At 56.4% G+C, this 22,454-nt stretch carries 16 protein-coding genes; 10 read left to right on the top strand and 6 right to left on the bottom strand.

Annotation, left to right across the window (positions count from 1 at the left end; translation table 11 throughout):
* Positions 1–12: 12 nt before the first annotated feature.
* Positions 13–1,020 (bottom strand): ArsR/SmtB family transcription factor, encoded by a 1,008-nt coding sequence (locus ACI9KD_RS03245; RefSeq protein ID WP_414979716.1) that lies wholly within the window; start codon positions 1,018–1,020, stop codon positions 13–15.
* A gap of 151 nt (positions 1,021–1,171) precedes the next feature.
* Here ACI9KD_RS03245 and tkt point away from each other — a divergent pair, with 151 nt between their 5' ends.
* The 4 genes from tkt to fba all read left to right on the top strand — a co-directional run bounded on the left by tkt (position 1,172) and on the right by fba (position 6,521).
* The gene (tkt, locus tag ACI9KD_RS03240; protein WP_414979715.1) at positions 1,172–3,169 is read left to right on the top strand and encodes a transketolase; all 1,998 of its coding nucleotides are present in this window, start codon (positions 1,172–1,174) and stop codon (positions 3,167–3,169) included.
* Positions 3,170–3,173: 4 nt separating this feature from the next.
* Positions 3,174–4,205 carry a type I glyceraldehyde-3-phosphate dehydrogenase gene (gap, locus tag ACI9KD_RS03235; RefSeq protein ID WP_414979714.1) on the top strand — a complete coding sequence of 344 codons (1,032 nt, stop codon included), beginning with the start codon at positions 3,174–3,176 and terminating at the stop codon, positions 4,203–4,205.
* Complete coding sequence (locus ACI9KD_RS03230) at positions 4,202–5,374, top strand: phosphoglycerate kinase (protein ID WP_414979713.1); 1,173 nt, start codon at positions 4,202–4,204, stop codon at positions 5,372–5,374. Before gap ends, ACI9KD_RS03230 begins: the two co-directional genes overlap by 4 nt.
* Positions 5,375–5,456: 82 nt before the next feature.
* The gene (gene fba / locus ACI9KD_RS03225; RefSeq protein ID WP_414979712.1) at positions 5,457–6,521 is read left to right on the top strand and encodes a class II fructose-bisphosphate aldolase; all 1,065 of its coding nucleotides are present in this window, start codon (positions 5,457–5,459) and stop codon (positions 6,519–6,521) included.
* 107 nt (positions 6,522–6,628) lie between these two features.
* Here fba and ACI9KD_RS03220 read toward each other — a convergent pair whose 3' ends face one another.
* Positions 6,629–7,219: a MarC family protein gene (locus tag ACI9KD_RS03220; protein WP_414979711.1), complete on the bottom strand. Its 591-nt coding sequence runs from the start codon at positions 7,217–7,219 to the stop codon at positions 6,629–6,631.
* A gap of 186 nt (positions 7,220–7,405) precedes the next feature.
* On the opposite strand from ACI9KD_RS03220, the gene ACI9KD_RS03215 reads away from it, so the two are divergent.
* From ACI9KD_RS03215 to ACI9KD_RS03200, 4 genes are all read left to right on the top strand, one after another.
* Positions 7,406–7,888, top strand: a complete 483-nt coding sequence (locus ACI9KD_RS03215) for a hypothetical protein (protein WP_414979710.1) — start codon at positions 7,406–7,408, stop codon at positions 7,886–7,888.
* A 204-nt stretch (positions 7,889–8,092) separates the two neighbouring features.
* Positions 8,093–10,957 carry a TonB-dependent receptor domain-containing protein gene (locus ACI9KD_RS03210; RefSeq protein WP_414979709.1) on the top strand — a complete coding sequence of 955 codons (2,865 nt, stop codon included), beginning with the start codon at positions 8,093–8,095 and terminating at the stop codon, positions 10,955–10,957.
* A gap of 514 nt (positions 10,958–11,471) precedes the next feature.
* Positions 11,472–13,307 (top strand): putative 2OG-Fe(II) oxygenase, encoded by a 1,836-nt coding sequence (locus ACI9KD_RS03205; RefSeq protein WP_414979708.1) that lies wholly within the window; start codon positions 11,472–11,474, stop codon positions 13,305–13,307.
* Positions 13,308–13,328: 21 nt separating this feature from the next.
* On the top strand, positions 13,329–14,924 hold the full coding sequence (locus tag ACI9KD_RS03200; RefSeq protein ID WP_414979707.1) for a tetratricopeptide repeat-containing sulfotransferase family protein: 1,596 nt from the start codon (positions 13,329–13,331) through the stop codon (positions 14,922–14,924).
* A 69-nt stretch (positions 14,925–14,993) separates the two neighbouring features.
* On the opposite strand, the gene ACI9KD_RS03195 is transcribed toward ACI9KD_RS03200, so the two are convergent.
* From ACI9KD_RS03195 to serA, 3 genes are all read right to left on the bottom strand, one after another.
* Positions 14,994–16,169 carry an aspartyl/asparaginyl beta-hydroxylase domain-containing protein gene (locus ACI9KD_RS03195; protein WP_414979706.1) on the bottom strand — a complete coding sequence of 392 codons (1,176 nt, stop codon included), beginning with the start codon at positions 16,167–16,169 and terminating at the stop codon, positions 14,994–14,996.
* A gap of 3 nt (positions 16,170–16,172) precedes the next feature.
* Positions 16,173–17,369 (bottom strand): hypothetical protein, encoded by a 1,197-nt coding sequence (locus tag ACI9KD_RS03190; RefSeq protein WP_414979705.1) that lies wholly within the window; start codon positions 17,367–17,369, stop codon positions 16,173–16,175.
* A 158-nt stretch (positions 17,370–17,527) separates the two neighbouring features.
* A complete protein-coding gene (gene serA, locus ACI9KD_RS03185) occupies positions 17,528–18,757 on the bottom strand; it encodes a phosphoglycerate dehydrogenase (protein ID WP_414979704.1) in 1,230 nt (409 codons plus the stop codon).
* A 132-nt stretch (positions 18,758–18,889) separates the two neighbouring features.
* Here serA and ACI9KD_RS03180 point away from each other — a divergent pair, with 132 nt between their 5' ends.
* Complete coding sequence (locus ACI9KD_RS03180) at positions 18,890–20,284, top strand: FAD-binding oxidoreductase (RefSeq protein ID WP_414979703.1); 1,395 nt, start codon at positions 18,890–18,892, stop codon at positions 20,282–20,284.
* On the opposite strand, the gene rpiA is transcribed toward ACI9KD_RS03180, so the two are convergent.
* Entirely contained in the window at positions 20,253–20,945 is a 693-nt protein-coding gene (gene rpiA / locus ACI9KD_RS03175; protein WP_414979702.1) for a ribose-5-phosphate isomerase RpiA, read from the bottom strand. The genes ACI9KD_RS03180 and rpiA overlap by 32 nt on opposite strands.
* A 169-nt stretch (positions 20,946–21,114) precedes the next feature.
* On the opposite strand from rpiA, the gene ilvA reads away from it, so the two are divergent.
* Positions 21,115–22,454, top strand: a 1,340-nt coding sequence (ilvA, locus tag ACI9KD_RS03170) for a threonine ammonia-lyase, biosynthetic (RefSeq protein WP_414979772.1), incomplete at its 3' end; no start/stop codon positions are given.

Raw genomic sequence — 22,454 nt, 5'->3', positions numbered from 1 at the left:
CCTTATACCAATCTAAGATGTCATTTTTGCTGCACCGAAGAGGCGCAGCTGAAGTTTGAATCCATTGCGTTGACCCAGATAACTGCTGGTCAACTCCACAAGGCCCGCAGATGCAGCCCAGTCTTGAATCATTTCTGGCGCAAAGCCCAGCCAGAGGTCACCGCAGTTTTCCCGGGTCCAGCCCTGGCTATGCTCACAAAGCTCCGTGACCAGCAGGGCGCCACCGGGTGCCAGAGCACCAGCGGCTTCGCGCAGCGTATTAGCTGGGTCCGGGGTATGGTGTAGCACCATATTGATGACGATTAAATCGGCTTGCACTGACTTCAGTGCGTTGTGGCGAGTGTCGCCAAGTAGGAATTCGACGTTGCTTAGTTCCGCTGCCGCTGCCGCTGCCTGCGCGCTCTCCAGCATTGCCGGGGCGTTGTCCAGAGCAATGACGCGTTCAAACTGCTCGCTTAGCCGTGGCAGGAGCCAACCCTCGCCTGGCCCAACTTCCAGTGCCGTGGATTGGGCGGCGATGGGGAGCGTGTCGAGTAGGCCGTTCACCGCCGCCGCATAGCGTTCGGGAGCCGCAATAAGGTCCTGTTGTTCGCGAAAACGCGACGCATTGTTGGTAAAGAAATCGAGAGAGTTTTGTTCTCGCTGGCGCTGCAGGTCGCGCCGGCGTGTCTCTTCGGCATCATCAAGGTCCAGGGTGTCAGCCGCCGCCAGCAGCGCTTGCTGCAGTGCGGCGAAGGGTTCGTCGCCGGCGAGCTCTCGACGACGATAAAAAATGTGGTTGCCGTCGCGTTGACTGCTTAGGAGGCCCGCAGCGCTCATGAGCTTCAGGTGATGGCTCAGTGCGGGCTGGCGCACGTCGAGTACTGAGCACAGCTCCGATACATCCATTGCATCGTGTCGCAGGATCCTCAGAATGCGCAGACGCAGCGTGTCTGCAGCAGCCTTGCAAAGGCCGGCGAGCACGACTTCGGCATCAGGCGCTGCGTCCAGCGACAGATCTGTAGGGGCGACAGAGTTCATAGGCGACGGATTGTAGCAGCATTAATATCTATATCAAGGAATTTTGATATAGATATTGAGGTCGTATTTAGGATCGTGTATTTGTGATTGTTTACCCCCAGCGCTGCTTGCCCGATAATGCGCGCCCCGCGATAACTCTTCAGGACGCAGCATGCCTAGCCAAACAGATCTCGCGAACGCCATTCGCGCCCTTTCCATGGACGCCGTACAGCAAGCCAATAGCGGCCACCCCGGTGCGCCCATGGGCATGGCGGATATCGCCGAAGTGCTGTGGAACGGTTTTATGCGCCACAACCCGCAGAACCCGGACTGGCCGAATCGCGATCGCTTCGTGCTCTCTAATGGGCATGGCTCCATGCTTATCTATTCTCTGCTGCATCTCACAGGTTATGACCTGCCTATGGCGGAGCTAAAGAACTTTCGTCAGCTACACAGCAAAACGCCGGGGCACCCGGAGTATGGTTACGCGCCAGGCATAGAAACGACCACGGGTCCCCTGGGCCAGGGCATCAGCAATGCGGTAGGGATGGCGATTGCCGAAAAAGCACTCGCCGCACAGTTCAACCGCGGAGAGCATGAGGTAATTGATCACTTTACCTACACTTTCGTCGGAGATGGCTGCCTGATGGAGGGGATTTCTCATGAAGTTTGCTCTCTTGCAGGCACTTTGGGTCTTGGCAAGCTGGTCGCCTACTACGATGACAACGGGATTTCTATCGACGGCGACGTGGCGGGCTGGTTTAGCGATGACACTCCCAAGCGTTTCGAAGCCTATGGCTGGCAGGTGATTTCGGGTGTAGATGGCCACGATTCGGCGGCGATCAAGGCTGCCACAGAAGCTGCGCGAGCCGATAGCTCCCGTCCCACGCTTATTTGCTGTCGCACCGTGATTGGCAAGGGCTCACCCAATAAGCAGGGCACGGCCGCTACGCACGGCGCGCCTTTGGGTGCGGACGAAATCGCGGCAACCCGGGCTGCCATTGGCTGGGCGCATCCTGCCTTCGTTGTTCCCGAGGATATTTACGCGGGATGGGATGCCAAGGCAACAGGTTCTGAGCACGAGGCCGCTTGGAGCGTGATGATGGACGCTTATCGTGAATCTTTCCCGGAGCTGGCGTCTGAATTGACTCGTCGTTTATCCGGCGAGTTGCCCGATGACTTTGCGGCCAATGCCCAGGCTTATGTTGAGCAGTGTCAGGCCGCCGGCGAGAGTATCGCGTCCCGCAAAGCCTCTCAAAATGCCATCAATGCTCTGGGCCCCATGCTGCCGGAGTTCATGGGCGGCTCGGCAGACCTGGCGGGTTCCAATTTGACTCTTTGGTCTGGATCTAAAGGTTTGAGTGCCGATGATGCGACAGGCAACTACATTTATTACGGCGTTCGTGAATTTGGCATGTCTGCGATCATGAACGGCATCGCTTTGCATGGGGGCTTCATACCCTATGGCGCGACTTTCCTCATCTTCATGGAGTACGCTCGAAATGCGGTACGCATGGCGGCGCTTATGCGCCAGCGCTGCATCTTTGTGTACACCCACGATTCTATCGGTCTTGGCGAAGATGGCCCCACCCATCAGCCGGTGGAGCAATTGACCGCGCTGCGTGCGACCCCGGGTCTCCACACTTGGCGGCCTTGCGATGCGGTGGAGTCAGCGGTGTGTTGGAAATCGGCTATCGAGCGATCCGACGGGCCCTCTGCGCTGGTGTTCTCACGGCAGGGCTTGCCTCACCAGGAGCGAAGCTCAGAGCAGCTCGCTAATGTGGCACGCGGAGCCTATGTATTGCTTGACTGCGCCGGTGCTCCGGACGCGATTATTATTGCCACAGGTTCCGAGGTTGGTTTGGCGATGCAGGCCGCCGAGGCGTTATCTGATCGCGCTATCCGGGTGGTATCTATGCCCTGCCCCGAGATTTTCGAGCAACAGGATGCGGGATATCGCGAGTCGGTGCTTCCCAGTGATTGCTTGGCCCGAGTCGCCGTAGAAGCTGCACATGTTGATTACTGGCACAAATACGTCGGACTCGATGGACGCATTGTTGGCATGAGCACCTTCGGTGAGTCGGCGCCGGCCAATGCGCTGTTTGAGCAGTTCGGGTTTACGGTAGATAACGTCGTCGCCGTGGTTTCTGAGGTTATGGAAGCCATATAAGCCCATGCTGCGAGTCGCTATCAATGGCTATGGACGTATCGGTCGAACCTTGTTGCGCGCGCTGCAAGAGAGTCCGCATCGCGATGCCGTGCAGGTCGTGGCAATCAATGAACTGGCGGATGCCACAACCGTTGCTCACCTTACGCGCTACGACTCGACCCACGGACGGTTTCCCGGGACGGTAGAGTTACAAGACGACAAGCTGCTTGTTAACGGTCACAGAAAGATCCTGCTGCGTGAGCCAGATGTTGCCCGTATTGACTGGGCCGATATTGGCGTGGACATGCTTCTTGAATGTTCGGGTACTTTCTCGGACCGCCTTACCGCCGAAAAGCATCTGAGTGCCGGTGCCCGGCGGGTGCTGTTTTCTCAGCCTGCGGAGCCGGATGTGGATGCGACCGTTGTTTACGGCGTAAACCATGACAGTTTGCGCGCTGAGCACCGCATTGTTTCGGCGGCTTCGTGCACCACCAACGGGATCGTCCCGGTTATTGCCGCCTTGGACGCCGCTTTTGGCATCGATTACGGCACGATCACGACGATTCACTCTGCCATGAACGATCAGCCCGTGCTGGATGCTTACCACAACACGGATCTGAGAAAGACTCGCGCTGCGGGGCAGTCCATCATTCCTGTGGATACCGGTCTTGCACGGGGTGTTGAGCGCATTTTGCCTGCTTTAGCGGGACGCTTTACCGCTCAGGCACTGCGCGTGCCCACGCTCAACGTATCGGCTATGGATCTTACGCTGGTGACCCGACAGGACGTGACCGTTAGCGATGTTAACCGCGCTTTATCTGCGGCTGCTGCCAGCAGTTTTGAAGGTGTGTTGGGTTACACTGAAGAGCCGCTCGCTTCCTGTGATTTTAACCGTGACAGTCGCTCCAGTATTATCGATGCCTGCCAGACCCGCGTTAGCGGTAAACGACTGATTAAGGTACTTACCTGGTTTGACAACGAATGGGGTTACGCCAATCGTATGTTGGATGTGGCCCATTACTGGTCGGACCTTTCTGCCGAGGAGACAAACACATGAGTCTTTCAGTCCAGCGTATGGCTGATCTCGCGCTTGAGGGAAAGCGCGTTCTTATTCGCGAAGACCTGAACGTTCCATTAAAGAATGGTGTAGTGGCCTCGGACGCCCGTATCCGTGCGGCCCTGCCGACTATTCGACAAGCTTTGGCGGCCGGTGGACGCGTGATACTCATGTCGCACCTCGGGCGACCCGAAGAGGGCGAGTTTGATGCGCAGTTCTCTCTTGAGCCGGTTGCCCGGCACCTAAGCACACTGCTCGAGTTGCCTGTGCGCCTGGTGGCCGACTGGCACAGCGGTGTCACGGTCAATGATGGCGAGGTGGTGCTGCTTGAGAATGTTCGGTTTAACGTCGGCGAGAAGAAAAACGCCGATGCTCTGGCCCAGGCGTACGCATCCCTGTGCGACGTGTTTGTCATGGATGCCTTTGGCACTGCGCACCGGGCACAGGCCTCAACCCATGGCGTTGCACGCTTCGCTAAGCAAGCCTGCGCGGGCCCACTCCTGGCCGGCGAACTGGAGGCGCTGGAGCTTGCCCTCGCTAATCCTGCGCGACCCATGGTCGCCATTGTGGGAGGCTCCAAAGTCTCTACCAAACTCGAGGTGTTGGATTCTTTGTCAGACAAGGTGGATCAGCTGATTGTCGGCGGCGGTATTGCCAACACTTTTCTTGCTGCTGCCGGTTATCCGGTAGGCAAGTCACTGTGCGAGCACGAGCTCCTTGATGAAGCTCGCCGTATCAGCGCCAAGACTCACATTCCCCTTCCAAGCGATGTAGTTACCGCCACTGAGTTTGCTGAAGATGCTCCCGCGCGGACCTGCGCTGTGGATGATGTGGGTGATGAGGATATGATTCTGGATATCGGCCCTGAGTCTGCTGCAGCGATGGCAGCTTTGCTCAAAGACGCGGGAACGATTCTCTGGAACGGTCCCGTGGGTGTGTTTGAATTCGATAGCTTTGCCGGGGGCACCGAGGCTTTGGCTCAGGCAATTGCGGACAGCGTCGCATTTTCTCTCGCTGGTGGTGGCGATACCCTTGCAGCCATTGATAAGTTTGCTATTACCGATAAGGTTTCCTATATATCTACCGGTGGTGGCGCCTTTCTTGAGTATGTTGAGGGGAAGGTACTTCCGGCGGTGGCAGTGCTCGAAGAGCGCGCTAGAGAAGGATGAATGGCGACGAAGGCGATTTAAGGCCACTGTCGAGCCTGGCACCTAGTGTTACTAACGTTTTGAATAATCAGGGAGAGCACATATGGCTTTGATCAGTCTGCGCCAACTGCTGGATCACGCCGCCGAGCACGATTACGGCGTACCGGCCTTTAACGTGAATAATCTTGAGCAGACCCGGGCCATCATGGAGGCTGCCGATGCCACGGACTCTCCCGTGATCATGCAGGCCAGTGCCGGAGCCCGTAAATACGCAGGTGCGCCATTCCTGCGAGCGCTCATGGAGGCCGCAATGCGCGAGTTTCCGCATATTCCCGTGGTGGTGCATCAGGACCACGGCATGTCTCCCGCTATTTGTCAGCGCTCCATTGCCCTGGGCTTCAGCTCGGTGATGATGGATGGCTCTTTGGGCGAGGACGGAAAGACGCCCATGGATTTCGATTACAACGTTAATGTGACGCGCACCTCGGTTGCTATGGCACATGCCTGTGGCGTATCGGTCGAAGGAGAGCTCGGTTGTTTGGGGTCTCTTGAAACCGGTGAGGCAGGCGAAGAGGATGGTTCCGGCGCGGCCGGAAAGCTCACTCACGACCAGATGCTTACCGACCCTGAAGAAGCCGCTGCCTTTGTAAAGGCCACGGAGGTGGACGCACTGGCGATTGCCTGTGGCACAAGCCACGGGGCTTACAAGTTTAGCCGTCCACCCACCGGCGATATTCTGGCCATTGATCGGATTAAAGAAATCAATGCTCGTATTCCGGGTACGCATCTGGTGATGCATGGCTCGTCATCTGTACCTCAGGAGTGGCTGAAGATCATTAATGAGTATGGTGGCGAAATTCCGGAGACCTACGGCGTGCCTGTCGAGCAGATACAAGAGGGTATCCGCCACGGGGTGCGTAAAATAAACGTTGATACCGACCTCCGCCTTGCGTCTACCGGTGCGATTCGTCGGTTTCTCGCTCACAACCCTGCGGAGTTTGATCCACGTAAGTACCTTAAAGAAACTCAGGTCGCGATGCGGGACATCTGCATCGCGCGTTACGAGGCTTTTGGCACCGCGGGTAAGGCCAGCAAGATCAAGGTCCTGTCTCTGGATGCCATGCAGCAGCGCTATGACGCGCGGGAACTGGTGCCTCAGGTCAACTAGCGCCCTTTGGGTCGTCGGCCGGTGTGCAAGTGCTTCGGCGGCTGATCCTGGGCGCTGCAGTTCAGTATCTATATACAGTGGTACATCCGCGCGCTTGTGCGATGCGCCTATAGATGTAGTGAGGTCGATACGCCCTCAAAAAACATCTGCACGGCGATAATCACCAGAATCATCCCCATTAAACGCTCCATGGCCATCAATCCACGGCTGCCCAGCGCTTTGAGCAGTAAGGGCGAGGTCATCAAAATACAGGCAGACACCGCCCAGGCTCCCACCAGGGCAATGGTCCAATCCAGCATGCGTGTGGGATCGGTGTTGACCATGAGCATCGCGATAGCCAGCGATGAGGGGCCGGCAACGGCCGGTATCGCCAGGGGCACAATGAAGGGCTCGCCATCGGGTGTGTCCCCCAGGAGGCCGTAGGGGGACGGGAATATCATACGGATGGCGATCAAGAAGAGAATAATGGCACCACCAATGCTGATCGACTCCTGGCGCAGCCCCATGGCTTCCAAGGCCGCGCTGCCGCCGTAGAGGAATAAGAGCAACACCCCCAGCGCAATGAGTAGCTCCCGAAAAATCACCCAGTAACGTCGTCGCCCCTCCACGTCCTTGAGTACCGAGAGAAAGATCGGCACATTGCCCAGTGGGTCCATGACCAGCACAAGAGTAATAAAGGCGCTTAAAACGGTGTCCACGGCGGTGTTTCCAGGTTGGTGACAAAAGGTTGGCGACAAAAAAGCGGGAGCCGTAACTTACGACGCATGACTGCGGGCGCGGGAGTATAAAGATCGGTGGTAATAGTCGCTACCGGCGAGTCTCCGGCGTAGGCCTGCTTTTGCTAGACTCGCTTCTTCCATGCACAGATAACCAGCAGGCTCGCTATGTCTTTTACCCACCCTACCACCGCGGGCGCCCTTTTCGGCGTCTTCCTTCTTATGTCTGCGTCCTTCGTCGGGGCCGCTAATGACGACTTTCCAGGCTTCGAAAAGCTCATGAGTGATCAAGAGTTTGTCGAGACTGGCCTGGGCAAGCTCAACGCCAAGGAGCTGGAAGCTTTGAATCAGTGGCTGATCCGTTACACCGCCGGCGACGCCGTCGTTCTGCAGGCGACCAATGAAGCGGTACGCGAAGCAGAAAAGAGCTACGAGGTCGAAAGTAGCATCACGGGCGAATTTAGTGGATGGACCGGTAAAACGGTGTTTCGTCTCGAGAATGGGCAGGTATGGGAACAGCGTCTTTCGGGGCGCTACCCCTATCGCGGGCCAGCCAACCCCAAGGTGGTCATCAGTAAAAACTTTATGGGCTTTTACAAGATGACGCTGGTTGATGTTGATCGCAGTATTGGGGTGAGTCGCGTTCGCTGATGCGACGAATGCCTATTTTTAACGTAGCCAAAGGCATGAGTTAAGCGCGCTAAGTGCAGGAATGTTGTCGGCTCTTTGCCCCATTCGTGTGAATTTTTCACAGTTCACCGCCTTTCAGAGTGTGTAGTATCTGGCGCAGTTGGTAAAGCCGCGCCGTCAGTTGCACGGGCATGGCCAACATCTCACTTCACAGGGGAATTACATATGTTTGATAAAAAACCGCTAACGATGGCGGTCAGCGCCGCCGTCGGCGCAGCGTTCGCGATGGGAATGGCTCCTGCCAATGCCCAGGAAGAGCAGTTGGTAGAAGAAGTAGTCGTAACCGGTTCGCGTATTCAGCGCGCCAACCTCGTCTCTTCAAGCCCAGTTACTCAGCTTGACGCCGAACAGCTTCGCTTTACTGGCCTGACTCGTGTCGAGGACGCACTCGCCGCGATTCCAGCTATCTCACTGGACCAGTCATCAGGTCAGGCTATTGAAGCAACGGGTACTGCTACCCTTCAGCTTCGTAACCTCGGCTCTCAGCGTACGCTGGTGCTGATGAATGGTCGCCGTTTGCCAGCTAACTCACCGAACAGCCCTTCAAACGCTGCCGACATCAACCTGATCCCAGGTCAGTTGATTGAGCGCGTTGAAGTACTGACCGGTGGTGCATCATCGACCTACGGTGCAGACGCCGTGGCAGGTGTTGTTAACTTCATCATGATGGACGACTTCGAAGGCGTCAGGATTGACTTCCAAGGTGGCCAGTACCGCGCCGACAACGATGGCGGTCTTGTTGCTGGAGCAGCAGAGCGTGCAGGCCAGCCCTTCGCGACCGGTACTGCTACTGACGGTGACCAGTACGACATCACCGCTATTATGGGCGGCAACTTCGACAACGGTCGTGGTAATGCTACTGCGTTCCTTACCTATCGTGACATCGAAGGCGTAACACAGCTCAACCGTGATACATCTGCTTGTCCCGTACGAAACAGCGGCGAGTGCCTGGGTTCGGGTACTAACCAATCCGGTTCATGGATCGTTGGTGGCGAAAACTACCGTACCGAAGGCACTGAATGGCTTGAAGGTCGTGGTCCTGGCTTTAACTTTGCCGCACCCTCGTTCTTCCAGCGTCCAGATCGTCGTACTACCATGGGCACATTTGCTCACTATGACGTCAACGAGCACGTAGAAGCCTATACAGAACTGATGTTCATGGACACCAAGTCCGATACGCAGTTTGGTCCTTCTGGTGTGTTCTTCCAAACCTTTGACGACCTCAACTGTAACAACCCACTGCTGTCTGCTCAGCAACTGGGTGTAACCGGCTGTACATCGCCTGACGATCGATACAGCGCGACACTGGGTCGTCGTAACGTAGAGGGTGGCCCACGTAAGGGTTCTCTGCGCCACACCACTTACCGCGGTGTATTCGGTCTGCGTGGCGACATCAATGACACGTGGCGCTATGACGTGTCTTATCAGTACGCTGAAGTGAACATGACTAACCGCAACACCAACTACGTTGACCTGATTCGTATTGAAGAGGCTCTTAATGCTGTTCAGCTGGATGACGGCTCAATCGGCTGTGAGTCTGGTAACGGTGCATGTGTGCCTTACAACGTATTTCAGACCGGTGGTGTGACTGACGAGGCGACGGCTTACTTCAGCCAGTCAGTCTACGAGAACGGCCGTACCACTCAGGAAGTCATGATGGGTTACGTTCAGGGTAGCCTGGGCGACTACGGTATCGTGTCACCGTTTGCTGAGAATGGCATCGAGGTTGTTGCTGGTGCTGAGTACCGCGAAGAGAGTCTGACCTACAACCTGTCTGACAACGCTGCTCGCGGTGATGCTGGTGGTTTCGGTGTTCCTGTACCGGTTGATGGTCGCTATGACGTGAGCGAGATCTACTTCGAGGCCAGCGTGCCTGTTCTTGAAGATGCGCCGTTTGTGCAAGCTTTGGTTCTGGATCTTGGTTACCGCTATTCTGACTACAGCACGGGTACCACTACAAACACGTACAAGATTGCTGCCAGCTGGGATATCAATGACGATATAAAAGTTCGCGGTAGCTATCAGCGTGCTGTTCGTGCACCAAACATTGTTGACCTGTTTGAGCCAGAAAGCGCAGGCCTGTTCGCAATGGATCGTGACCCCTGTCTGAAGGCCAGCGATGGTGCGAACGTCAGCTTGAGCGGTTATAGCTTTGAGCAGTGCGCGCGTTCTGGTGTGTCTCAGGCTATCTGGGATCGTGGTGGTCCCGAGAACAGCCCCGCAGCACAGTACAACTCAACCGGTGGTGGCTCAACCACGCTGGACCCGGAAGAGGCTGATACTTACAGCTTTGGAGCGATCTGGCAGCCTAGCTTCGTAGAAGGTTTGCAGCTGAGCGTGGATTACTACGAGATCGAAATCACTGGGGCTATCCAGGGTATTCAGGAAGAAACAACCCTGCTGCAGTGTATCGAAACGGGTGATGCTACGTTCTGTGATCAAATCAATCGTGGTCAGCTCGACACCTTGTGGTTGGGTCAGTCAAGTCCTACTAACGGCATTAACGCTGCAAGCACCAACATTGGCTTCCTCCGGGTAGAGGGTGTCGACGTTGAGATCAACTACAACTTCGATATTGGTGATATGGGTACGGTTAGTATCGCTAACATCGCTGGTTTTGTGTTGGCTTTCGATCAGGAAGAGTATCCTGGTGCGGGCGTGGTCAACTGTGAAGGTACTTACGGTGGTTCTTGTCAGATTCCTACACCGGACCTGAAGAACCGTTTCCAGGCTACCTGGGCGACACCTTGGAACGTTAACGCGAACCTTATCTGGCGTCACGTAGCTGGTTCTACGCAAGAGTTCACAGACGCTCCGAACGATATCGACGATGTCAACTACTTCGATATTGCGGCGACTTGGGCTGTTACTGATAGCGCGACACTGCGTTTCGGTATCAACAACGTCTTGGACGAAGATCCTCCCTTTGTGTACCAGGGTGTAACCGCTCGTGAGAACGGTAACACTTACCCGGGAATCTATGATCCCCTGGGCCAGTACTGGTTCCTTGGTGGAACACTGCAGTTCTGATTACTTGGGCGGGGGTTACCCCGCCCAACAGAATGCAAAGGGCCGACTATGTCGGCCCTTTTTTTGGCCTGCCTTTTGTTGGTTCATCGAGGATTTCAGGGGTCGCCTTTTCCAGCAGTGGACTTTCTAGCCGGCGTAGGCAGCCCGTCCCCGCTTTACTCGAGCTGCTCGCGCACCTCTATCGGCACTTACGTATTAAACAGCACGCTCGACGTACGCTCGAGCAAAGCGGCGCCGTCCGCCATCCGCCGTCAGCGCTTGCACAGCCGTGACAACGCCTCGATGTAGCACTGACGGAGGTGAGGCAGACGGCGGTCCTTTGAGCGTCCGTCGAGCGCGTCCAACAATGCCGATGCGTTGCTCGAGATGCGCGAGCAGCTCAAAGGATTGCCGTCTGTCTCGCCGCCTTCAAGACTCAATGAGCGCTTTTTTCAGGTCTGCCCTTTTTTCTGGTCCATCAGTAAGGTCTAATCACGACCAGCGTTCACACGCATCAGGAGTTGTAGGAACCCAAGTGAATCCAAATTATCGCCAGTCACTGCAAACGGCGAATCAGTTGCTGCGCTCAGGGCGAGGCGCTGATTGCGCCCGTTTATGTCAGCAGCTGCTGCAGCAAATGCCGGGTGAGGCCAACGCCCTGCAACTGTTGGCACTGGGCCAACAACAGGCAGGAGACTTTGAAGCCGCCGAGGACAGCTTTAGAGCAGCGCTGCATGCTGCGCCTAAGATCCCTCAACCTTTACTTGCCTATGCTGCATTTTTGCGACAGCGCGAACGTTTTGTTGAAGCGCAAGAGACGCTGCTCGAGGCTCTCAAACTGGCACCGGAGCTGGTCGACGTCTCGAATGCTCTGGCGCGACTGCATTATCAGCAAGAGCATTGGCCACAGGCTATGCGCTACGTGCTCAAGGCGGCGGATTTGGCGCCGGCTGCGCCACCTCTGTGGGAGTTGGCCGCCGCTATTGCGCAGAAACAGAACGATGTACCGCATGCTTTGGAGCTGTGTCGGCGCGGTCTGAAACACAATCCCGAGGCGCCTCGCCTGCAGTATTCTTTGGCGCAGTTGTTGCGTCAGGAATGCGATTTTGCAGAGTCCGCGGAGGCCTATGAGCGGGCCCGGCAATTGGGGTTTGAGCAGCCTGATCTCTATCGAAACCGTGCCGAAGCCTTATTGGACTCGGGTGACATCGAGGCCGCCGTGGTCTGCGCGAATGCCGGAGTAGAGCGCTTTCCTGAGCACCCTCTGCTTCAGCAAACAGCAGCTCAGATGAGCTATAGCTCCGGCGCCAAGCGTGATCATTTGGAGAAATTGCGTTTAGCCGTGCGTGAGCGACCAAGCAACCCTGCGCTGTGGCAAACCTTGATTGAACTGATGAAGCGACTGGGTGAGGAAGAGGGTGTAGAGCAGGTTTTGCTGGAATCCCTGCGCCTAGGCTGTCCGGCAACGCCGAATATGCAGGTCTTGGCCGCTTTGGATCTCGCGCAGCGGGGGCAGGAGGCGCAGGCGCTGGAGCAGCTGCAGCGGCTCAGTGATGAAAGCCCGGATAGTAGTTATGTGAGCCACAATTTTGCAATGCAGTTGTTGTGCGCCACAGAAGCAGAGCGCGCCGAAGAGTTGTCCGGGCGTTGGCTTAAAACAGCACCCTATGATCAGACTATGCTCGCTTATCGCGGGACCGCGCTGCAATTACTAGGCGACCCCAGGGAAAGCGAACTTGTGGATTATGCGCGGATGGTGATGCCCGTAGAGGTTCCAGCGCCCCCGGAGTTCTCCACGCGCGCGGAGTACTTCGCTGAATTGACGCAGATTCTTGAGGGCCTGCATCACAGCAATGCCCAGCCTATCGAGCAAAGCGTACGCGGTGGCACTCAGACCAATGGTTTTTTGTTCCGCTTAAAAGAGCCGCTATTGCTGGGTTTGGAGCAGCAACTCCAGCTCGCCATTGCCGGGGCTGTGCAAGAGATGCCTACGGACGCGGATCACCCCTTCTGGGGGCGAAATACGCGGCCTAAGGTAGCGAGCGATTTACGTATGTCTGGCGCCTGGTCTGTGCGCCTGAGAGATCAGGGCTACCATGCAAACCACATTCATCCTGAAGGATGGGTGAGTTCGGCGCTGTATATCTCGCTCCCCGATGAAGTCCAGCAGGGGCAGGGTACGCAGGGACATATTCAGTTTGGCAGACCTATGAAGGAACTGGGTCTCGATCTGGAGCCGCGTCGAACCGTGAAACCCGTTGTTGGCACTCTGGTTTTGTTTCCATCGTACATGTGGCACGGCACACTACCCTTCCATTCTGATCAGCCGCGAATCACTGTCGCGTTTGACTTACTTCCTGGAGCTCGTTGAGCCCCATAGTTGAGGAATTTCATGAGCAGCACCCCTGGCACGACCCCTATCGATTCCAGCAAGCCAACTTTGCAAGATTTGCTCAACGAGGGATCCCAGCTGATACAGGCTCGACGTCTGCAGGATGCCGAGACTTTGGCCAATGCGTTACTGAGCGAGTTTGCTGACAGCTTGGAGGTCCGCTTTTTCGCTTCGGATGTCGAGAGTTTGCGAGGCGACGCACCCGCCGCCTTGCAGCATCTCGATGCCCTCGAGGAGTCCCTCGGCAACACCCCCCGCCTACTGCTTCGCAAAGCGCAGCTATGCCTTTTTGATGGCCAGTGGAAGCGCGCACTTAGCTGTGCGCGAGAGGTCGATTTACTGGCGGCTAAGGAGCAAGAACTAGCCGCTTTATCACAAGTATTTATCGAGCTTGCTCAGTTAAAGGAAGCGCGTAACTGCCTGTTGATTGCGCGAGACAAGAATCCCGAGAGCGTGCAGCTCCTCTATCTTCTCGCCGTGTCAGAGGCGCAGCTGGACTTGATCGACGACGCCGAGAAGCATTTGGCCCAAGTGCTAGAGTTGTCTCCTACTGACGCCGGATCCCTGCACCTGCGAGCGCAGCTGCGCAGCTGGTCGGCCAAAGATAACCATGTAGCGGAGCTGCGCGATGTTCTGGCAAAAAATAGTGAGCCCCAACTTACTGCGATAGCCAGTTATTCTTTAGGAAAAGAGCTCGAAGACCTAGCTTCTTATGAGGAATCCTACACTGCCTACAGCGCCGGAGCCGAAGCCTACAGAAAGCTGATCAACTACGATCCCGCCACAGAGCTTGGTGCTCAGCAGGATATTCGCGAGACCTTTACGCTAGCGCGCGTGGCTGAGCTGGCGCGCGGCGAAGACCTGCCCGGGCCAATATTTATAGTGGGTATGCCGCGATCAGGGATTCGTTTAGCAGAGCGAGTGCTCGCAAGCCACAGTGCCGTCACGGGGGCTGGTGAGCTGGGTGAGTTCCGACGAGTGCTGGGGCTTATGGCACGCGACGCGGCCCCGGCGGACGTGTCCGATGCCGAGGCTACTCTTGCAGTAGATTTTGCAGAGCTCGGTCCGCGCTATACCGCCGCTGCTCGAGAACGAGCAGGTGATGGCGCCCGCTTTGTGGACTGTACGTCCTATAACTTTTTGTACTGCGGGCACATCCTGGCTGCTATGCCCGGTGCGCGCATCATTCATATGCATCGAGGTCCCCTCGATACCTGCTATTCAGTGTTCAAATCGTTGATTTTTGGCGCCCACAGTTACTCCTACAATCTGGAGGAGCTGGCGGATTACTACCTGAGCTATCGTGCGCAGATGAAGCATTGGCAAGACCTATATCCGCAGCAGATTCTTGATGTCAGCTATGAGGCGCTTGTGCGGGATCCCGATACCGAAGCGCGACGGATGCTGAGCTTTTGCGATCTGGAGTTTGAGGAAGGCATGCTGGATACCGACGCGACGATCGCGGTCAACACGGTGATCAGCGCCTCGAAGGTGTTGCCACTGCTGCACACCCGGTCCATTGGTGCAGCGACGCGTGCCGGCTCAGGCCTTGATGCCTTGCGGTCGCGCTTGCAGGGTGCGGGCATGCTCGGCTAAGGCTAAGGCTAAAACTAGGGATAAAGGCTCACTGAGGAGTAATAGGACTCCCGTTGCATCGAGCCACCGCTATTTCCCAGACTCCGCCAGCCAGTCCCGGTGCGTGCCCAGCAGCGCCGAGATCATGCTGCGCTCGGCGGCGCTCAGCAGCGGGTTCCAGATATCAAAGATCATGATCACGCGTGTCTGGTCGGCGTCATTCCAGGCTTCGTGCTCGATCGTGTCATCAAAGGCCCAGGCCTCGCCGATGCGCCACTCACGCACCTCATTGCCCACACGAAACCCAGCGGGTCCCGGCAGCACCAAGGGCAGATGCACGAGTAGACGTGTGTTGGTGGAGCCCGTGTGGGGCGGAATTTTCATGTGTGGCGCCAGCGCGGAAAACAATGCGGTAGGTGCGAAATCCGGTTGATCGGCCAGCGGAAGCTGTGCCAGTATCGCAGTGGTTTTAGGGCAGCGGGCCATGGCCTCCTGTTGTGGTTTGCCGTCTTTCCAGAGCCACAATGAGCTCCAGTTGTCGGAGTGGTTTAGGGGCTTGAACTGATTTTCGGGAGTCCCCGGAGCGTACTGTATATAAGGTTTGAAGCCCGGCAGGCCTTCGTTCATGAGCGTCTGAAGCTCTCCCTGAATAGTCTCAGTCGCAGCTTCGAGTGTTTCAAACCAGGGAAAATAGCTGCGATCGAAAAACGGGATTGCCGGCAGGCGCGGGTAGTGCACCTGCACGGGCTCGGCGTTGTAAACCCGCTTTACCCCGGCTACCACGTCCATGCATTCTTCAAAGCGTGTCAGCGATTCGCCGCCATACTCTTTCATCAGCGGTCCGAGAGCAGCGCGAAAGTGCTCTGCCATTGCAGCGGACTGTTGATCAACGACTTCCTGCGCGCGCTGCATCGGGGGGGCCAGCGACGCGGGTCTTTCTGACTCTGGCGGTGCGATGCGTAGCACATCTTTGTAAACCTCGGCAGCCTTCCGCAGTTCGCCCATTTGCTCAAGGATTGCGCCTTTGGACAGCATAGCCATGAAGGCATAGGGGTCGATAGCCAGTGCACTGTTGAGTGCCTTAATGGCGGCAGGCAAGTCTCCCAAGGCACGCTGGGCAATCGCCACATTCATGTGGAAGTCCACGTGACCGCTTAGTTGCGGCGCCGCGTTTTGCAAAAAGCTCAGTGCGCCGCGGGCGTCACCTTGGCGAACCATGGCTTGCGATTCGACGAATATTTTTTTCGGTTCAGCCCCAACGGACATGATTCAGTACCTTATCTTGTAAGTGCGATGCATATCGCTTGCCGCCACAACCCGTCCTTCTTCGAGCCTTGGTCGAAAGCGCACGCTGCGCAGGTATCGATAGCCACGATTGATTGCGGACTTCGCGTTTTCGCCCGTCGCATCTGTCGCAATGCTGATATCGACGGCTTCGCCGTGACGGGATACTGCGAAATCAATATCGACTTCTGCAAGGTTTGTCGTCCCAAGCGGAACAGCACCGGGATTAAATACGGTTTCTACGGGCAGCTCCAGAGGTTCCTCGAAGGTCTTGGTCAACCACGCCTCAGCGCCGCCTTCTGCCGTTCGCATAGCCCAGGTTTCTTTATAGATGCGCACGGCAGGCGCGTAACGTCGATGCCATTGGTGCCAATCGGCGATGGCCAGGCGTGCGCTGGCTCGATCATCGGCCGTGGCGTTGGGTTGTGCCGTGACGACTTTTTCCTTGTGGGCGAGTGCCTGCAGGCCATACCGGAAGTTATGCTCCTGCAGTCTCCAGAATCTCAATTGTGCTTCGCTTGCCACATCAAAGCCCGCCATCTGACCCATGCCCGCACGGAAACCGGTCTCCTGTTCGCCGGGGTATACCGATACCAGATAGGACAGTTCAATTTTGCCCTGTAAGTAGGGCAGTAATTCGAGGCTCTTATCCCCCTGCGCTGTGATGACATCGTCTATGGCCTGGTCATAAAGGTCGCTGATGCCCACGAGTCGCGGAAATCGCTGGTAGTCGATGTCACCCAGGTAAACGCCACGCATCCAATCAGCGTAGCGCAGCGTTGCTTCGCGCAGCTCGTCGTTGCCCGCATGCTGTTGGCCGCGGCTCTTGATGCGGTAGAGATAGGCCTGCTGCTTGTCCGCGGCGGCGTAGTCACCGCGACGAACATGGGTGGCAATGAGTTGCTCCAGCATGGAAATTTGAGTGGGTGTATTCAGGCCGCCGTTTACGCGGGCAAGATGAATGCCTCGGCTGAAGGCCCGAATTGCCAGATTTATGCGGTCTTCTGCCAAATAAGCCGCGCCCAAATACCCCAGGGTTGTTGCAAGGCCCGGAGACATCGGGCCTTCCTCCAGCTCTTGGTCTTCAAGGGTTTCTAGTAGAACTTTTGAGGAAGCGGGAGGATCGAGAGGTTCGGCAATGAGAAATTTTGCGGCCGCTCTAGGGTCGTCCTCTCGGAACATGCTGGCGCCATAGTAGGTTGGCGCAGAAGCCTGGGGCGTTATCGAGGAGCAGCACTCTGTGTGGTCACCATCAACAAATTGTGCCGAGCAAAAAGGCGCGAACGCCATTGCAGCCAGCGCGATTAGCGTCGTGCTGCATTTTGTGACCTTGTGCGTCTTTAAAACAATACTCGACACCGCAACGTAGTTTCCAGCGCCGTCAGTTTTTCGAGGGCGACTTCTGAGTATTCAGCGTCAATATCGATGACCACGTAACCTACATGCTCATTGGTTTGTAGGTACTGCGCAGCAATGTTGACGCCAATTTCTGAAAAAATGTTGTTAATTGCACCCATCACGCCAGGAACATTCCTGTGTATGTGAAGTAAACGGTGACAGCCATCATGCTCGGGCAGCGCTACCTCAGGCATATTAACCGAACTTATGGTCGTGCCGTTGTCTGAATATCGTGACAGCTTCTCGGCAACTTCAGCCCCAATGTTGGCCTGAGCCTCCATGGTGCTGCCACCTACATGTGGCGTCAGGAAGGCATTGTCGAAGGCCCGCAGCGGCGATATGAATTCGTCGTCGTTGGAGCGAGGCTCCACCGGGAACACATCAATCGCCGTACCTCGAATGTGTCCACTCTCCAGTGCCGTGGCGAGGGCGTCAATGTCCACCACCGTGCCCCGGGAGGCGTTGATCAATATGCTGCCTGCAGGCATCAAGGCGAGCTCTCGCTCGCCGATCATGTTGTGGGTCGCGGCAGTTTCGGGGACGTGGAGGCTGACAACATCGGAGTTGGACAGCAGCGTATCCAGACCAATGACTTGTTGGACATTGCCGATGGGCAGGCGATTGATCACATCGTGAAACTGCACGCGCATACCCAGGCCCTCAGCAATAACGCCCAACTGCATGCCGATGTTGCCGTAGCCGATGATGCCCAGGCGCTTGCCGCGAATCTCATAGGAGTGGGCGGCTGACTTCTGCCACTCGCCGCGGTGCGCGGCGGCGTTCTTGGCAGGCAAGCCACGCAAGAGAAGAATGGCTTCGGCGATGACCAACTCTGCGACGCTTCGTGTGTTGGAAAACGGCGCGTTAAACACTACGATTCCGCGACGTGTGGCTGCGTCCAGGTCCACCTGGTTAGTGCCAATACAGAAGCAGCCAATGGCAATGAGTTTGGGTGCGGCGGCGAGTATTTCTTCGCTCAGTTGAGTGCGCGAGCGGATACCCACAAAATGCGCTTTGGCGATCGCCAGCTTAAGTTCCTCTGGGGGCAAGGACTTGCTGTGATGCTCAATATTGAAGTACCCGGCGCGATTAAGAATTTCAATCGCCGAGGGGTGCACGCCCTCGAGCAACAGGATACGAATTTTGGTTTTTTCGAGGGATTTCTGCGCCATTTTTGGGTAACTCTGCAGGGTGCTTCTGAATGATATTCACGCAGCCTGAGCGCCGCGGCGGCGCATGGTAGCATACGCCGCCGCGGCGTCTGGATCCCGCTACCTGACCTCGGTATTTTCTCGGAGAGCCCCGTGCTAAGTCCTCAACAACTCGAATCACTGGCGTCGCTGGTCGATGAAAAAGGCCTGCGTACTGACGAGGAATCCTGCCTCCAGTACGGACGAGACTGGACGCGGGTACATAAGCCCAATCCGGCGGCTGTCGTTTTACCATCGTCTATAGAGCAGGTGCAGGCTATTGTGCGCTGGGCCTGCAAAGAAAATGTCGCGCTGGTGCCCTCGGGTGGTCGTAGTGGTTTATCCGCAGGCGCGGTCGCCGCCAATGGCGAACTGGTGGTCGCCCTGGATCGCATGAATGAAATGAGCGGTTTTGATGCCACGGATCGTACCGTGAGCTGTGGCGCCGGCGTTGTTACCGCACAGCTTCAGGAGTTTGCCGAAGAACAGGGGCTGTTTTATCCCGTGGACTTTGCCTCCAGTGGCTCCAGTCAGATTGGTGGCAACATCGCCACAAATGCCGGCGGCATCAAAGTTATTCGCTACGGTATGACCCGAGACTGGGTCGCGGGCCTAAAAGTGGTAACGGGTACTGGAGAGCTTTTAGACTTGAACCGAGGCTTGGTAAAAAACAACGCCGGCTATGATTTTAGGCATCTCATGATTGGGTCTGAAGGGACCTTGGGTATTATCGTCCAGGCCACAATGCGTTTAGAGGCGCAGCCTGCCGAGCGTGCTGTCATGGTGTTGGGCACTCCCGATATGGTGTCGATCATGCAGGTGCTGCGAACGTTTCGGGACCGAGTGCGTTTAGAGGCGTTTGAGTTTTTCTCTGAAGAAGCGCTCTCCAAGGTCATTGAGCATCAAGGTTTACTGCGGCCCTTCGAGACCGCGAGCCGCTACTACGCATTACTAGAATTTGAGAAGCAGGATGAGCGTGCTGAGGTTGCCGCCATGAACTGCTTTGAGCACTGTGTGGAGGCCGGCTGGGTTGAAGACGGGGTCATGAGTCAGAGTCTCGCCCAGGCCAGTGCGCTCTGGAGATTGCGCGAGGATATCTCTGAGACTATCTCGCGATGGACGCCTTACAAAAATGACATTTCGACGATCGTGTCTCGAGTGCCGTCTCTACTTGAGGAGGTTGAGGCGTTAGTAAGTGCTAACTATCCAGATTTTGAAATCATTTGGTTTGGACACATCGGCGACGGCAATGTGCACCTGAATATTCTCAAGCCTGATGCCATGCCCATGGAAGAGTTTCAGGCGCGCTGTGGGTCGGTGAGCCAGGGTGTGTTCGAGTCTGTGGCTCGTCATGGAGGTAGCATTTCGGCGGAGCACGGTGTGGGCTTATTGAAAAAACCGTATTTGGGGTACAGCCGTTCTGAGGCTGAGATTGCCCTTATGGCGCAACTCAAGCGGGTATTTGACCCGGCGGGGATTATGAATCCAGGAAAGATTTTGGACGCTTAATATCCCGTACACCTTCCGCGGTACCCAAGAGCAATCGGTCGGCCGGGCGCAATGCGAACAGGCCATTGCAGACTACACCGACAATCCCGTTTATTTTTGCCTCGGTGGCCAGGGGCTGCGCTATGGGGAAATTGTAGACATCGATAATCACATTGCCGTTGTCTGTGATCACGCCTTCGCGAAGAACAGGATCGCCGCCGAGTTTGACGATTTCCCGGGCAACGTGACTGCGGGCCATGGGGATGACCTCTATCGGTAGGGGGAACTCTCCCAACACCGGGACCCACTTGCTAGCATCGGCGATGCAGATAAATTCCTTGGCCACCGCGGCGACAATTTTTTCCCGCGTGAGTGCTGCACCGCCTCCTTTGATGAGCTCCAATGCCTCATTACATTCGTCGGCGCCATCGATGTACACCGCCACCTGGTCCACAGCGTTCAGGTCATAGACCGGAATGTTGTGACTTTTAAGTCGTTCGGTACTGGCTTGTGAGCTAGCTACTGCGCCATCGAAGCAGTGAGCCACATCGGCCAGTAGATCGATAAACATATTCGCGGTAGAGCCGGTTCCGATGCCCAATACCGTGTCGGACTCGAGCTGCGGCTTGATGATGTCGAGCGCGGCCTGCGCAACGCTCAGCTTGAGGCTGTCCTGATTCATCCGTCTCTCGTGGTGAGCCTGAGTTTGGCCCAGTGTACCCGTGCGGGGATGGAGCTGGGAGGCCGCGTTCCATAAACTTTTACCGTCTTGGTGTAGGAGTCCCCAAAACGCTGGCTGCAAGCTGCTTGCCACTGCATTAATATGCATGTTTTACCAGTTGACCCTTGTTATGCCTGAGTCCTACATCAAGCGGATTCTCGAAGCGCGCGTTTATGACGTGGCGCGGGAGACTCCTGTGGATCAAGCAATGCTGTTATCCAAAAGATTCAATAACAGTATTTGGCTGAAGCGCGAAGATCTGCAGCCCGTGTTCTCTTTTAAGATCCGTGGTGCGTACAACAAAATGACGCGCCTGAGCGCGGCGCAGCGGGAGCGTGGCGTCATTGCGGCCTCTGCGGGAAACCACGCCCAGGGTCTGGCCATGGCAGCGCAGCATCTAGGCGTTTCAGCAACGATTGTGATGCCGCGAACAACGCCGAGTATTAAGATTGATGCTGTGCGAAACCGCGGTGCCCATGTAGTTCTGTATGGAGATAACTTTGACGAGGCCTCCGTTCACGCGCAAAAGCTGCAAAAGGAGAAAGACCTCACTTATGTGCACCCCTTTGACGACCCTGATGTCATTGCGGGGCAGGGCACTGTAGGCATGGAGATTGTTCGCCAGCATCAGGAGCCTCTGGATGCGGTATTTATCCCCGTTGGCGGGGGCGGCCTATTAGCTGGAATGGCGGCTTATATTCGTTACGTTTGGCCAACAACCAAAATTATCGGCGTGGAGCCTGAAGACGCGGCCTGCCTTAAAGCGGCTCTGGAAAAGGGTCGGCGAGTAACTTTGCCAGAGGTGGGGCTGTTTGCGGATGGCTGCGCGGTAGCTCAGGTCGGCAAGGAAACCTTTCGAATTATTCGCGAAACAGTTGATGAGGTGATTACCGCGAGCACCGATGAAATGTGCGCGGCGATCAAGGACATCTTTGAGGACACCCGGGGCATTGCCGAGCCGGCTGGGGCGCTGGCCTTGGCGGGGCTCAAAAAGTATGTCGAGCGGGAAGGTGTTCAGGGGCAGCAGCTGTTGGCGGTGCTTAGCGGCGCGAATACCAACTTTGATCGGCTGCGATATATCTCAGAGCGTACCGAGATCGGTGAGAAGCGTGAGGCTGTGGTTAGCGTCACTATTCCGGAAGAGCCAGGCGCATTCCGAAAATTTTGCAGTAACCTCGGGCGCCGCAGCATCACTGAGTTTAATTACCGCTATAGCAGTGCTCAGGGTGCGCGGGTGTTTGTGGGGATGTCGGTGGAGCCAGGCGGTGATGATCTACATGCGCTTTTGACCCAGCTCACCGAGAAGGGCTATGAGTGCGAGGATCTTACTGACAACGAAATGGCCAAGCTGCATGTTCGTTATATGGTGGGTGGGCTTGCACCAGAAAGCGTTGGCCAGGAACGCGTGTATCGGGTGGAGTTTCCAGAGCGGCCAGGCGCGCTATTGAAGTTTCTGTCAGGCCTCGGGCA

The sequence above is a fragment of the Congregibacter sp. genome (assembly GCF_047617445.1).
GTDB lineage: Bacteria > Pseudomonadota > Gammaproteobacteria > Pseudomonadales > Halieaceae > Congregibacter.
Note: the sequence above shows the minus strand (reverse complement) of the source record. Positions and strands in the feature narration are given on the sequence as shown.